This is a genomic window from Serratia sp. PF-27 (genome assembly GCF_030053255.1).
In the GTDB taxonomy this organism is placed as follows: domain Bacteria; phylum Pseudomonadota; class Gammaproteobacteria; order Enterobacterales; family Enterobacteriaceae; genus Serratia; species Serratia bockelmannii.
Genome location: NZ_JASGBT010000023.1, coordinates 199,246 through 211,750, shown reverse-complemented (window position 1 = coordinate 211,750; position 12,505 = coordinate 199,246). Strand labels below are relative to the sequence as shown.

Annotated in this window: 14 protein-coding genes; 7 read left to right on the top strand and 7 right to left on the bottom strand. The window is 58.7% G+C overall.

Annotation, left to right across the window (positions count from 1 at the left end; translation table 11 throughout):
• The first annotated feature begins 678 nt into the window (after positions 1-678).
• A complete protein-coding gene (locus QMZ29_RS24120) occupies positions 679-903 on the top strand; it encodes a DUF2594 family protein (protein ID WP_004927950.1) in 225 nt (74 codons plus the stop codon).
• Positions 904-1,024: 121 nt separating this feature from the next.
• Positions 1,025-1,366 (top strand): GlpM family protein, encoded by a 342-nt coding sequence (locus QMZ29_RS24115; RefSeq protein ID WP_025302360.1) that lies wholly within the window; start codon positions 1,025-1,027, stop codon positions 1,364-1,366.
• A gap of 17 nt (positions 1,367-1,383) precedes the next feature.
• Here the strand turns inward: QMZ29_RS24115 and QMZ29_RS24110 are convergent, their stop codons facing one another.
• Together QMZ29_RS24110 and QMZ29_RS24105 are read right to left on the bottom strand one after the other, a co-directional pair.
• Complete coding sequence (locus tag QMZ29_RS24110) at positions 1,384-1,815, bottom strand: hypothetical protein (protein WP_025302359.1); 432 nt, start codon at positions 1,813-1,815, stop codon at positions 1,384-1,386.
• 170 nt (positions 1,816-1,985) lie between these two features.
• Complete coding sequence (locus QMZ29_RS24105; RefSeq protein WP_127146676.1) at positions 1,986-2,300, bottom strand: hypothetical protein; 315 nt, start codon at positions 2,298-2,300, stop codon at positions 1,986-1,988.
• Positions 2,301-2,842: 542 nt separating this feature from the next.
• On the opposite strand from QMZ29_RS24105, the gene QMZ29_RS24100 reads away from it, so the two are divergent.
• A complete protein-coding gene (locus tag QMZ29_RS24100; protein ID WP_025302358.1) occupies positions 2,843-3,202 on the top strand; it encodes a hypothetical protein in 360 nt (119 codons plus the stop codon).
• Between the two features lie 40 nt (positions 3,203-3,242).
• Here QMZ29_RS24100 and QMZ29_RS24095 read toward each other — a convergent pair whose 3' ends face one another.
• The 4 genes from QMZ29_RS24095 to QMZ29_RS24080 are packed head-to-tail and all read right to left on the bottom strand — an operon-like array spanning position 3,243 to position 6,832.
• Positions 3,243-4,511 (bottom strand): NAD(P)/FAD-dependent oxidoreductase, encoded by a 1,269-nt coding sequence (locus QMZ29_RS24095; RefSeq protein ID WP_025302357.1) that lies wholly within the window; start codon positions 4,509-4,511, stop codon positions 3,243-3,245.
• Positions 4,504-4,764 carry a (2Fe-2S)-binding protein gene (locus QMZ29_RS24090; RefSeq protein ID WP_025302356.1) on the bottom strand — a complete coding sequence of 87 codons (261 nt, stop codon included), beginning with the start codon at positions 4,762-4,764 and terminating at the stop codon, positions 4,504-4,506. The genes QMZ29_RS24095 and QMZ29_RS24090 overlap by 8 nt, the downstream gene beginning before the upstream one ends.
• A complete protein-coding gene (locus tag QMZ29_RS24085) occupies positions 4,761-5,885 on the bottom strand; it encodes an NAD(P)/FAD-dependent oxidoreductase (RefSeq protein WP_167325000.1) in 1,125 nt (374 codons plus the stop codon). Before QMZ29_RS24085 ends, QMZ29_RS24090 begins: the two co-directional genes overlap by 4 nt.
• Entirely contained in the window at positions 5,885-6,832 is a 948-nt protein-coding gene (locus QMZ29_RS24080; RefSeq protein ID WP_147823352.1) for a 4-hydroxyproline epimerase, read from the bottom strand. The genes QMZ29_RS24085 and QMZ29_RS24080 overlap by 1 nt, the downstream gene beginning before the upstream one ends.
• A gap of 389 nt (positions 6,833-7,221) precedes the next feature.
• Between QMZ29_RS24080 and QMZ29_RS24075 the strand changes: the two genes are divergently transcribed.
• The gene (locus QMZ29_RS24075; protein ID WP_025302353.1) at positions 7,222-8,076 is read left to right on the top strand and encodes an AraC family transcriptional regulator; all 855 of its coding nucleotides are present in this window, start codon (positions 7,222-7,224) and stop codon (positions 8,074-8,076) included.
• 9 nt (positions 8,077-8,085) lie between these two features.
• On the opposite strand, the gene QMZ29_RS24070 is transcribed toward QMZ29_RS24075, so the two are convergent.
• On the bottom strand, positions 8,086-8,256 hold the full coding sequence (locus QMZ29_RS24070; protein ID WP_153266251.1) for a hypothetical protein: 171 nt from the start codon (positions 8,254-8,256) through the stop codon (positions 8,086-8,088).
• 29 nt (positions 8,257-8,285) lie between these two features.
• Here QMZ29_RS24070 and QMZ29_RS24065 point away from each other — a divergent pair, with 29 nt between their 5' ends.
• The 3 genes from QMZ29_RS24065 to QMZ29_RS24055 are packed head-to-tail and all read left to right on the top strand — an operon-like array spanning position 8,286 to position 12,487.
• Positions 8,286-9,206 carry a dihydrodipicolinate synthase family protein gene (locus QMZ29_RS24065; RefSeq protein ID WP_261423668.1) on the top strand — a complete coding sequence of 307 codons (921 nt, stop codon included), beginning with the start codon at positions 8,286-8,288 and terminating at the stop codon, positions 9,204-9,206.
• A gap of 54 nt (positions 9,207-9,260) precedes the next feature.
• Positions 9,261-10,877, top strand: a complete 1,617-nt coding sequence (locus tag QMZ29_RS24060) for an aldehyde dehydrogenase (NADP(+)) (protein WP_147823351.1) — start codon at positions 9,261-9,263, stop codon at positions 10,875-10,877.
• A gap of 44 nt (positions 10,878-10,921) precedes the next feature.
• A complete protein-coding gene (locus tag QMZ29_RS24055; RefSeq protein WP_261423669.1) occupies positions 10,922-12,487 on the top strand; it encodes an APC family permease in 1,566 nt (521 codons plus the stop codon).
• The last annotated feature ends 18 nt before the right edge of the window (positions 12,488-12,505 follow it).

Here is a 12,505-nt window from a genome sequence, read left to right as displayed (position 1 = left end):
TAACGCAATCGGCCTCTGTTTTCGCCAGAGATATTACTTGTTTTTCAGACAAGAATGAACACAGATTAATACATACTTTCGAATAACTTTGCGGAGCAGAGCTGATTTTTCAATTTTAGCCGTCTATGCCGCCGATAAATCGTCACGTCGGAAAACATCAGGCGACGAAAATAATTCCGCGGCGCTGTACCCGACACAGGATAGCGCGACAATCATGCTGCGAGTGAGAAATCTGTGTAAGCAATCACGACATGAATAATATTAACACGGCTATTGGCTATTTGTAATCATTTGATATTTAAAGGCGTAGCAAAATCCGCTGCCAACGCGGGTCTGGCAACCCACGGTCGAAACTATTATTCCCGGCAAACGCCGCTAAAATCGGTGTACTACGCTCCAAATAATTATAATAACCCCATCGTTCAACAATAACGTGCCGGACAAATACTTGTTAACCACCTCGAAATAACTTGCCGATAGAGGATGATTCGGACAAGCAATGAGCGAACGTTGCCCACCCGCGTGACCGGAGCAAGCCCGGTGCAGATGATGGACGCATGCTATGCTATACTCCGCGCCCAGTTAAATTCGCCACCGCGCGCGACAACTGTTTAGCCCACGCGCGGTGCGCCAAAGCAGCTTGTATCAGGCTACGGCCTCAAAAAATCAGGAGAGAAAATGAGCAACGTTGATTTCACTACGTCTGCAAACCCGGAAATCTTGGCGACCGAGGTTGCCTGCCTCAAAGCTACGCTGACGCTGATCCTGAAGTCGATCGGCCAGGCCGACGCCGGGAAAGTCATCATCAACATGGAACGTTTCATTGCCCAGATTGAAGATCCGACTCAGGCGGAAATCTTCAAGAACAGCATTCAGCAAATCAAGCACGCTTACCGCCAGTAAACGTTGCCTCTCAGACCCGCGTTTCATGCGGGTCTGTTTTTCCCCGCGCTACGCAACACGCCATTGATCTTGCACAGACTTTCGGGCAGTGTGTTGACTTTCCCCCACACCCGAGACCGTTATGGGCATCCTTGTCAAAGCGCTGATCGGCGCGCTGGTCGTGGTTCTGATTGGCCTGTTGGCCAAAACGCGCAACTATTATATCGCCGGTTTAGTCCCGCTCTTCCCCACTTTTGCTTTGATTGCGCATTATGTTGTCGGCAGCGAACGTTCAATAGCGGCGCTAAAAACGACGCTGATTTTCGGCATGTGGGCGGTGTTGCCCTACCTGGTGTATTTGATTTCGCTGTATTTCCTGATTAACAGTCTGCGGCTGTCGTTAGCGCTGGGCGCGGCGGTACTGTGCTGGATTGCAGCGGCGTGGCTACTCATTACGCTGTGGGGATGGTGGCAAGGGCGTTAACGCCCTTGCCGGAAATGTTACGGCCGCCCTGCCTGCAAAACGAAGCCTCTCTGCCGATCGCCCGCGATACGCAGATAGCGGCTTTCACCGGCGCGCAGCGTCATCGGTACACTGCCGCCGGTCTCACGCCAAATACACAGATTATTCTCGATCATATCTTGCCCGATACTGACCGTAATATTGCCTGGCGGCACGCGAAATTCTGCTTTCTCTTTCGACCCCAGCGAAGCGGCGAACTCCCCATTCACATAGACGCCGGTGCGACAGCTCCCCGCTAGCATTCCGCTGTCGCGCACCACCACTACCGTAGCGTAAGGCGTATCCGGGATATTCTGATAGAGCATCAGACGGCTTGGGGGCGGCAATTCAGCCTGTTGCGGCGGTACGACTTGAGTCGCACATCCCGTCAACAGTGCAGAGGCAAATAACAACGCGGCGTAATGCTTCATCCTTGGCTCCTGAAGAAAATAATGCTTATCGTAACAAGAGAATAGCTGTCTCCAGTAGCATTCATACTGCAGAGACGAAAAAATCGGATAACTTCCCACTCACCCACAAACCGGCAGGAATAAGAAGATTCTGCATTAAAGCTATTGAAATAAAGGCGATTCTTGCAGATTTAAAACTTGACCATGCCACGTTGGATATCTGCCGCAAAAGCACCACTGACGTAACTGAAACCATCCTGCGTGACGTAAACTCGGGTATGACCGGTCTCTGATAACACCGCCACCATATATCCCAGGCTGATCATTTCATGTGATGGAACGTTCATTGGGGTTAGAAATCCGCGTCCGCGGCACCACTGATAAAAGCGAGTTCGCCCATATCCCAACACGGCCCCCACATCGGAGAGGTGCTTGAAAGTATCATAATCCTCTGATGGTGAAGGTAAACCGTCATGACTTTCAGGCGTTTTCTTTATCCCAGACAAAATAAACTCCTTTTTTGACGCTGTCGCGTACGATTACCCTTCCTCTAAAATTAATTTAAAAAATCCAAATTTAAAATGCAAATGAATTCCCTGTAACTAAAAACCTTCCCCAGAAAAAACCCGGAAATAAAACCCCAATAAAAAAACAGAAATAAAAAAATAGAGTATTAATACCGAGTATTAAATCCTTGGCATGGGTAAATATCCTAAATAAAAATAATAGTCAGGCAAGATAAGAATATACTTAGCATGCGTATTATTTCACTCATCAAAACGATGCAATTGCGCTCGGATCATTACGGCATAAAAAGAATGAATAAAACCAGCACCACATCGACCCACCTTCGTCGTGTGGTCGCAGATCCCTACAGACTTCCCCAATGTGCCACATCCTCTCTCAACGCGGCACTTCCTCAATCACACCTAAACAATAACCATTATCATTTCCAATTATTCCGCCAGTTTATTACACTTTCCTACCTCGCCAGTTAGGAACATTCCTAGTCGGAGAGCCTCAGGACAGAGAAAGAGTTAGGGACACCATGAAGAATTACCGTTGTTTGATTGTTTTGCCGCTTTTGATGATGACCGCCTGCACCCAATGGGAAAGGCCCGGCGCGGTCGAGAGTACCCGGGATGCCGAATATGCCGAATGCCGCAGCCGCGGCTACGATCGTTTTCCGCCGGACGTGGTGCGGGACGTGGAGTTCAGCTACGAAAACAAATACATCCCTTGCGAGAAAAATAAGAAAGATTGCCCATCGGGATACCGCTATGACAAAGAGCCGTCGATTAAGACGGTGCAGACCGACCGCAATCAGTCCGCCCGAAACGCCACCATCGAAGCCTGTATGTACAGCAAAGGTTGGCGAGAGAAAACCTACTATTGGCCGCAATGGTAATGTGGCGGCGTTTGCCTAGGGTGACATGCCGCTAATCCATTCAGCCGTCGTCATCACTTCGGTTCAGCCCCAGCGCAACCAGTGTTTCCGCCCTGACCGGCGTTAAAGGCACACGCGGCGGTGGCAAAGGCCAGCCCAAAAGCTGCCTCGCCGCCGCCGCGCAGACTTTACCCTGGCATGCCCCCATGCCACAGCGGCTACTTAGCTTAGCCGTGTTCCAATCCGGCTGATGGCGGACCTGTTCCAGCGCGACGTCTTCGCAGCGGCACAGCAGCGTCTGCGGTTTGGCCAGAGAATTCATGCGTTCATCGAGCGTAAAAGCGGCCGCTGTCGCCGTGGCGAAACGCCGCCACCGCTGCCGCTGCGCCATCATAAAATCGGCTTTTTCCTTCTGACCGGTGGCGGCATAACCGGCAATGGCGCCTTCGGTGAGCGCCAATTCACTGCCGCCGATGCCGGTACATTCCCCGGCGGCATAAATTTGCGCCTGGCTGGTTTGCTGACAATGATCCACCGCTACGGCACCGTGTTCTATCCGACACCCCAGCAGCATGGCCAACTCAATGTTCGCCACCAATCCAAAACCGCAGGCTAACCTGTCGCAGGCGATCGTTCTTTGCCGCCCACCGTTATTGACGTGCACCGAGGTTAAACGGTCTTGCCCCAACGCCGCCAGCACCCGGCTACCGGCACGATAACGATGCGGCATCAGAGAAAACGCCTGATGCAGCTTGGCTGGCCAGCGCCACAAGCCGCCCGCAAACGCCGCCAACCGCCAAAGCGGTGCCTGCTCAGCCACCAGCACCACCTCGCCGCCGGCCTGTTTTACGCTGTTCGCCACCGCCAACAGCAGTGGACCACTGCCTGCTATCACTACTCGCTCACCGCGGATTGTCAGCCCTTGCTTGATTTGCGCCTGTAGACCACCGGCGCCGGTCACCCCCGGTAGCGTCCAGCCGGGAAACGGCAACAGGAGTTCACGAGCGCCATTGCATAAAATCAACTTTTGATAGCGAATCACGCCGCAGCCTTCGGCATCTTCATATGCCAATCGGTTAGCGCCACACTGCGCCACCAGCTTGCAGCCGGACTGCAGCGCAATATTTTCCTTCGTCACCACCGCCTGCCGATAGCGGTTCGCCATTTCAGGCAATGCCACCTGCGGTCCATCGCGCCAGATTTGTCCGCCTGGATGTGGATTATCATCAATCATTCGTACCTGACCACCACTTTCCGCAGCGGCCAGCGCCGCCGCCATGCCGGCCGGCCCAGCGCCGACGATCAGCACCTCACAGTCGAAGTTACTCATCATCGCTCCTCTCGATGCGCATGCCGGCTTGGCACAGCGTCTGGCACGCCAGGCGACGCAGACCGTTAATGGTCACCCGGCACTCCTGACAAATGCCCATGCCGCAAAAGGGGGCCCGTGGTTGGTGTGAAATCGACAACCGGCAACGATCGTCACCGCACAGGCTGAGTGCCGCAGCAACGCTGAGGCCAACCGGCACCCGCCGGTGCTCTCCATCGATACTCAACGAGAGCGTATTTTGTCTTTCATTCATACAGGCAGCTCCTCGACGGCAAACGCGCGCGCCGCCAAATAGGGGGAATCATCAATCTCCGGCGTTTGCCGGCCGATCTGCGCAGTAATCAGCGCGGCACTACCAAGGGCGGTTGTGACACCCAACCCCTCGTGCCCCAGCGCCAACCACAGCCAGGAATGCCGCGGATGTGCGCCCAACAACGGCAGCCCGTCTGCAGAGGCAGCGCGCAGCCCGGCCCAGCAGCGAATGATGTTCATCTGCGCCAGTGCGGGCAAGAAATGCTGCGCACGCTTGAGCATCGCCGCCAACACTGGCATGTCCAACGCCGAATCGACGGCATCGAACTGGCGGGAAGAGCCGATCAGCCATTGTCCGGTGGGCCGTGCCTGCACATTGAATGCCACCGACGTACCGTCGCTGGCATGCGCGCTGGCGCCATATCCCAACTCCACCAGTTGATGCCGCACCCGCGGCGGGTAGCGATCGGTGATCGCCAGATGGCCCTTCTTGGCGTGCAGCAAAGCCTGCGGCAATAGGCTATTGGCCCTAAGGCCACAGGCCAGGACTACCAGTGGCGCAGCCAGGCGCCTGCCATCCGCCAGCCTCACTGCCCCTTCCTCCAGTGCTGTCGCTTCACCATGTACCACCTCGATCGCCGCACTACCGTCGTCCAACAGCCAGCGAGCCACGAGCGGCGCATACACAATGCCGTCGGCCGGCACCCGCAGCCCACCGGCCAGGCCGTGCCGCAGCATCGGCTCCACGGCGGCGATCTGCTCCGCCGTCAGCAGTTCCGCAGTCACACCCTGCTCCGCCAGCCGCGCCCGCTTTTGTTCGGCAATGCCCATTTCATCCGTTTTATCCGCCAGCCATAGCGTTCCGCAGCCGCGCCAGGCACACGCTTGCGGCATCCGCCCCGTCACTTCACGCCATAACCGCAGCGAATAAGCGCTCAACGCCAGCTCAGCCGGATTATCGTCCATGCATACCAGATGCCCCATGCCGGCGGCGGTCGCACCGGCGCGACGATCGTCCACTACCGAGACACGATACCCTTCCCGCGCCAACCGCCAGGCACAGGCAGCGCCGATGATGCCGGCGCCGATCACGATGACATCGGCTTTCTGTCCGGTGCCCATCAGCGTATTCCCCAGACAAAGGGATCGCGTTCGTCGAGCAGCAGTTGGCTATCGGCACACACATAGGCCTGCCCGCGAATAAAAGGAGTAATACGTTCGCCATTCCAGCGGTAATAGGCCTGGAATTCGCTACCGATCACGCTGACCTGCCGCCACTGCGTTTCCGGTGGCAGTTTGCCGTCCGCCGCCAGACACGCCAGTTTGGCGCTGGTACCGGTACCGCACGGAGAACGATCATAGGCTTTGCCGGGGCACAACACGAAGCTTCGGCTGTCGGCCTGCGGATCGTCACCGAACAGTTCGATATGGTCTATCACTCCGCCGTCTTCACCGCAGATGCCCGCCTGTTCCAATGTCTGCCGCACCGCCCAGGTGAACGCGGTCAATGCCTCCAGATTTTGTCTATCGATAGGTAACGGCGACTCGCCGATCAGGAAGAACCAGTTACCGCCCCAGGCGATATCCCCCGTCACCGGCCCGTATCCCCCAACCTCAAGCCGCACCTGGCGACGGTAACGATAAGCCGCCACGTTCTCCACCGTGACGCTGCCGTCGTCATGCAGCGTGGCGTTTACCGTGCCGACCGGGGTCTCGATGAGATGGCTCCCGGCGTGGATCCGCCCCAGGTGCGCCAGCGAAGCGATCAGCCCGATAGTGCCGTGCCCGCACATACCCAGATAGCCGTTGTTGTTAAAGAAGATCACCCCAGCGGTGGCCTGCGGCGAGCAGGGGCGACACAGCAGCGCCCCCACCAGCACGTCATTGCCGCGCGGTTCGAGCATCACCGCGCAGCGCCAATCGTCATAATGTTGCGCGAAACGCGCCCGCCGTTCCGCCATGCTGCCCTCGCCGAGATCGGGAAACCCTTCCACGATCAGACGTGTCGGCTCTCCGCCGGTATGAGAATCGATCGCCCGCAAAGCGGTGATATGCGCAGAAAGTGCCATCGGCGTCTCCTGAGTTAATGAGATGTTACCAATGGCATTAGCCTGAACGAATGTGGGCATGGCGGCTTGATGCGTTTCGGCGCGGCGAATGAAGAAATCAGCACAGTGATAAAAGTCAGGTCTGACGCGGCGCGGGTATACGCTTAACGAATGCCATAATAATGACTTATTTATCATATTGTTATTTCCATGCTAAACCTTTGTGTAGCGAGAAACACCGCAGTTTTCAAGCAACTGCCAAACACCGCCCGGCAAAAGTATGCGGCAATCCGCATATTTAGCAGCCGGCCGGAAATAGCGCTTGCTTCGTTACAGAAAAGTTAATATTGATGCGAAAGTGCCAACCTGGCCCGCCTGTTTTTCTGGCTAACGACCGAAAAGGGACTGTTATGCGATCCACTTCAGACTATCAGCCTCCGGTTTCTCTCTCGCCGCCTTCGCTTGTTGGGTTGCCGGAGCAGGAGGACGTTTTTGCCGTCGAACATCTGTCGCGTCTGTGCGACGGACTAGCGCAACAGCGCCCGAACAACCTGCGCGATCTGCTGAATACACTGGCGCTGATCGCGCCGTTGCTGAACGCGATCCCGAACGTGGTGTTCTTTATCAAAGACGCCCAGGCTCGCTACCTGCTGGCCAACCTCACGCTGGCCAAGCGCTGCGGTTTCAAAACCGTCACGCCGCTGCTGGGCAAGACCTCCGCCGACGTTTTTCCCGCTCAGCTCGGATCCGGCTACACCGAGCAGGATCTGCGGGTATTGCGCCACGGCGTGCTGATCCAGGATCAACTGGAGATGCACCTGTACAATGGCCGAGAAACCGGCTGGTGCCTGACGCAAAAGCTGGCGCTGTATGACGCGCAGGGAAGAATCATCGGTATGGCGGGTATTTCTCACGACCTGCAGGAGGCCAGGGCCAATCACCCGGCCTACCAACGGCTGGCGGCGATCGACGTGCATATCCGCCGCCACTACGCGCGACCGATCGCGCTTGAAGAGCTGACGGCGCTGACCGGGTTGTCGGTGGCGCAGATCGAACGCTACTGCAAACGTATCTTCCACCTCACCCCGCGCCAGATGATCCATAAAGTGCGGCTGGAAAAGGCCACGGAACTGCTGGCCGGCGATCTGCCAATCACCGACATCGCGCTACAGTGCGGCTATACCGATCACAGCGCCTTCAGCCGTCAGTTCAAAGCGATGACCGGCTCCACGCCGCGCGATTTCCGCCTGACGCTTTCCGCTTAACGCGCTGATTTACCTGGTTACCTCCCTCTCTTCACGGCGCACCGGCGCCTGGTTTTTTTCATGCCCGCTTTCCGCCGCCATTGTGCCAATTTCGTCGCGGCAATCGGCGAAAAGCGTCAAGCCTCCCTGCGCAATACCGGTCAATCTGTCGGTGAGCCTTACTAAAGATTCACTTTTCATTAACACTTTCGGACGACAGGACAAACACTATGAGCCATAAAGCCATAAGCTGGAGCGGCGTATTCCCGGCGGTGACGACCCAGTTCCGCAACGATTTCTCTCTGGACCTCGACGCCACCCATACGGTGATCAAAAACCTGGTGCGCGACGGCGTCTCCGGTCTGGTGGTGTGTGGCACCGTCGGTGAAAACACCTCGATGACGATGCAGGAAAAGCTGGCGGTGATCGAAGTGGCGAGAGACGCCGCCGACGGCAAAGTGCCGGTGATCGCCGGCATCGCCGAGTTCACCACCGCCTTCGCGCAGAACATGGCGCGTGAAGCGCAAAAGGCCGGTGTCGATGGCATTATGGTGATGCCGGCGCTGGTTTATTCCGCCAAGCCGCACGAAACCGCCGCGCACTTCCGCAGCGTCGCCGGCGCGACCGATCTGCCGATCATGGTCTACAACAACCCCCCCATTTACAAAAATGACGTCACACCCGACATCCTGACTTCGCTGGTCGACTGCGAGAACATCGTGTGTTTCAAAGACTCCTCGGGCGATACGCGCCGCTTTATCGACCTACGCAACGAAGTCGGCGATCGCTTCGTGCTGTTCGCCGGGTTGGACGATGTGGTGCTGGAAAGCATCGCCGTCGGCGCGCAAGGCTGGATCTCCGGCATGTCCAATGCTTTCCCGCGCGAAGGGGAAACCCTGTTCCGTCTGGCTAAGGAAAAGCGCTATGAGGAAGCATTGGCGCTGTACAGCTGGTTCATGCCGCTGCTGCACCTCGATGCCCGTCCCGATCTGGTGCAATGCATCAAGCTCTGCGAACAGCGGGTTGGCCGCGGCAGCGCCGTCACTCGCCCACCGCGCCTGGCGCTGCAGGGGGAAACGCTCACCGAGATCAATGCCGTGATCGATAAAGCGCTGGCCACTCGTCCGGCGCTGCCGGACGTCGGCCTGTAACGCCTTCACCGCCCGGCCAGGCCGGGCGTCGCTCTTTATTTACCGGGGGAATCCATGCCCAACGAACGCCACGTCGCCATCAGCGGCCAACAATTTATCGGCGGCCAGCGCCGCGCCGCAGGGGAAGCTGCGCTGCTCAGCCTGCGCGCCGACGACGGTCAGCCGACCGGCTACCGCTTCCACCAAGCCACGGCGGCTGAAACCGCCGCCGCCGCCGAAGCCGCTGCCACGGCCTTTGTGCCCTATTCGCAACTCAGCGCCGAGCAACGCGCGAACTTTTTGGACACCATCGCCGAGGAGCTAGATGCCTTGGACGAAACCTTCTTCGCCCTCGCCACACAGGAAACGGCCCTGCCGCCAGCGCGCTTGAGCGGCGAACGCGCCAGAACCAGCGGTCAGATGCGGCTGTTCGCCACGCTGCTGCGGCGCGGCGATGTCGAGGGCGTACGCATCGACTGCGCGCTGCCACAGCGTTCCCCCCTGCCGCGCCCCGATCTGCGTCAATACCGCACGGCGCTCGGCCCGGTGGCGGTATTCGGCGCCAGCAACTTCCCGCTGGCGTTTTCCACCGCGGGTGGCGATACCGCCGCCGCGCTCGCCGCCGGCTGCCCGGTCGTGTTCAAAGCACACATCGGCCATATGATCACCGCCGAGCTAACCGCTCAGGCGATCGAGCGCGCACGGGAACGCACGGGGATGCCCTCTGGCGTCTTCAACATGCTCTTCGGCAACCGCGTGGGGGCCGATTTAGTACAACATCCGGCGATTCAAGCGGTGGGATTCACCGGCTCGCTGCAAGGCGGCCGGGCGCTGTTCGATCTGGCGATGCAACGTCCCCAACCTATTCCGGTCTTCGCCGAAATGTCGAGCATCAACCCGGTAATGATCCTGCCCAAGGCGCTGGCGCGGCGCGGGCAGCACATCGCGCAGGAACTGGTCTCTTCCTTCACGCTCGGCTGCGGTCAGTTCTGCACCAAGCCCGGCGTGATCGTCGCGCTGCGCGGCGCCGCCTTCGATCGGTTAACCGAAACGATGAGCGCCCTGGTCAACGCCGCCGAGCCGCAGCCGATGCTGAATGCCGGCACCCTGGAGCACTACCGTCACGGGCTGGCGGCCCTCGATGCCCATCCGGGTATGCGGCGGCTGGCAGGCCGAAGCGAGACGCCTGCTCTTCGGGCGGCGGCGCAGCTTTATCAGGCGGAGGGGGCGCTGTTGCTGCAGGCCGACCCGCTGCTGCAACAGGAGGTCTTCGGCCCGGCCAGCATCCTGGTGGCGATGGATAACGAAGCGCAGCTGCATGCGGCGCTAACGGCATTGCAAGGCCAGTTGACCGCCACGCTGCTGGCGGACGACGACGATCTCGATATGGCCGCCGGGCTAACGGCACTGTTGGCGCGCAAAGCCGGTCGGGTACTATTCAACGGGTACCCGACCGGGGTGGAAGTGTGCGACGCCATGGTACACGGCGGCCCTTACCCGGCCACCAGCGACGCACGCGGCACCTCGGTAGGCACGCTGGCGATCGAGCGTTTCCTGCGGCCAGTTTGTTTGCAAAACACCCCTGCGGCGCTGTTGCCGCCGGCGCTGCAAGACGCCAACCCGCTCAACCTGCTGCGACTGGTTAACGGCGCTTACACCCGAGATCCCCTGGTTTCACCTGCCCAACATTAGCCCGGCCGCATCTGCCTGCCACTCAATAACAAAAGGGTAATACCATGACAACCCAAGGCAAATTCAAGAAGCAGCTTACGCTCACCGATCTGACGTTCATCGGTCTGGGCGCCATCTTCGGCTCCGGTTGGCTGTTCGCCGCCAGCCACGTCTCCTCCATCGCCGGCCCGGCCGGCATCTATTCCTGGCTGATCGGTGGCCTGGCGGTGCTGCTGCTCGGCATCGTCTACTGCGAGTTGGGCGCCGCTCTGCCGCGCGCCGGCGGCATCATTCGCTATCCGGTATTCTCGCACGGTGAACTGATGGGTTATCTGCTGGGGTTTATCACGCTGATCGCCTTCTCCAGCCTGATCGCCATCGAAGTCGTCGCCGCCCGGCAGTACGCTGCCGCCTGGTTCCCGTTCCTCAGTCAGCCGGGGTCCGGCGATCCAACAGCGATTGGCTGGATGGTGCAGCTGGCGCTGCTGTGCTTTTTCTTCGCGCTCAATTACTACAGCGTCAAAACCTTCGCTAAATCCAATAACCTGATCAGCGTGCTGAAGTTTCTGGTGCCGCTGTTGGTGATCGTAGTGTTGTTCAGCTTTTTCAAACCGGAAAACCTGCACAGCCAGGGCTTTGCCCCCTTCGGTTCCGCCGGCGTTGAGGCCGCCATTTCCGCTGGCGGCATCATTTTCGCCTACCTCGGCCTGACGCCGATCATTTCGGTCGCCAGCGAGGTGCAAAGGCCGCAGCGCACCATTCCCATCGCGCTGATCCTGTCGGTGGTGCTGTCCACCATCATCTATGTGCTGCTACAGATAGCGTTTCTCGGCAGTATCCCCAGCGAGATGCTGAGCGGCGGCTGGGCCGGCATCAGCCAACAGTTTTCCCTGCCGTTCCGCGACATCGCCATCACGCTGGGCATGGGATGGCTGGCGTTTCTGGTAGTCAGCGACGCGATCGTTTCGCCGAGCGGCACCGGCAACATCTATATGAACGCCACGCCTCGCGTGATCTACGGTTGGGCGCGCGCCGGCACCTTCTTCAAACTGTTCACTCGGGTGGATGGCGAGTCCGGCATCCCGCGTCCGGCGCTGTGGTTGACCTTCGCTCTCTCGGTATTCTGGACGCTACCATTCCCGTCTTGGGAAAAGCTGATCGGCGTGGTGTCCGCCGCACTGGTGTTGAGCTACGCCATCGCCCCGGTCACCGCCGCCGGGCTGCGGCGCAATGCGCCCGATATGCCGCGTCCGTTCCGGGTGCGCGCTTTCTGCGTGCTCGGCCCGCTGTCGTTTATCATTTCGGCGTTGATCGTCTTCTGGTCCGGCTGGGACACCGTCTCCTGGCTGCTCGGCTTGCAGATCCTGATGTTCTTCATCTATATCCTGTTCAAAAATCAGGTGCCGACCCACGCCGTTAGCCTTCGGCAGCAAATTTGGTCCTCGTTGTGGCTGATCGTCTTCTATGCGCTGGTGATCGGGCTTTCCTACCTCAGCAGCTTCGGCGGCATCGGCGCTATTGCCCATCCGTGGGACACCTTCACCATGGCGGTGATTGCGCTGGCGATTTACTACTGGGGCGCCTATACCTGTTTACCCCAGGCCAATTTTATCGGCGATGAAGAAGAATGAACCCAGGGGGACATCGAG

Excerpts from the sequence above, each read along its gene's own strand:
- QMZ29_RS24120 (WP_004927950.1), top strand. The coding sequence starts at position 679 with ATGAGCAACGTTGATTTCACTACGTCTGCAAACCCGGAAATCTTGGCG.
- QMZ29_RS24115 (WP_025302360.1), top strand. The coding sequence starts at position 1,025 with ATGGGCATCCTTGTCAAAGCGCTGATCGGCGCGCTGGTCGTGGTTCTG.
- QMZ29_RS24110 (WP_025302359.1), bottom strand. The coding sequence starts at position 1,815 with ATGAAGCATTACGCCGCGTTGTTATTTGCCTCTGCACTGTTGACGGGA.
- QMZ29_RS24100 (WP_025302358.1), top strand. The coding sequence starts at position 2,843 with ATGAAGAATTACCGTTGTTTGATTGTTTTGCCGCTTTTGATGATGACC.
- QMZ29_RS24095 (WP_025302357.1), bottom strand. The coding sequence starts at position 4,511 with ATGAGTAACTTCGACTGTGAGGTGCTGATCGTCGGCGCTGGGCCGGCC.
- QMZ29_RS24090 (WP_025302356.1), bottom strand. The coding sequence starts at position 4,764 with ATGAATGAAAGACAAAATACGCTCTCGTTGAGTATCGATGGAGAGCAC.
- QMZ29_RS24085 (WP_167325000.1), bottom strand. The coding sequence starts at position 5,885 with ATGGGCACCGGACAGAAAGCCGATGTCATCGTGATCGGCGCCGGCATC.
- QMZ29_RS24080 (WP_147823352.1), bottom strand. The coding sequence starts at position 6,832 with ATGGCACTTTCTGCGCATATCACCGCTTTGCGGGCGATCGATTCTCAT.
- QMZ29_RS24075 (WP_025302353.1), top strand. The coding sequence starts at position 7,222 with ATGCGATCCACTTCAGACTATCAGCCTCCGGTTTCTCTCTCGCCGCCT.
- QMZ29_RS24070 (WP_153266251.1), bottom strand. The coding sequence starts at position 8,256 with ATGAAAAGTGAATCTTTAGTAAGGCTCACCGACAGATTGACCGGTATT.
- QMZ29_RS24065 (WP_261423668.1), top strand. The coding sequence starts at position 8,286 with ATGAGCCATAAAGCCATAAGCTGGAGCGGCGTATTCCCGGCGGTGACG.
- QMZ29_RS24060 (WP_147823351.1), top strand. The coding sequence starts at position 9,261 with ATGCCCAACGAACGCCACGTCGCCATCAGCGGCCAACAATTTATCGGC.
- QMZ29_RS24055 (WP_261423669.1), top strand. The coding sequence starts at position 10,922 with ATGACAACCCAAGGCAAATTCAAGAAGCAGCTTACGCTCACCGATCTG.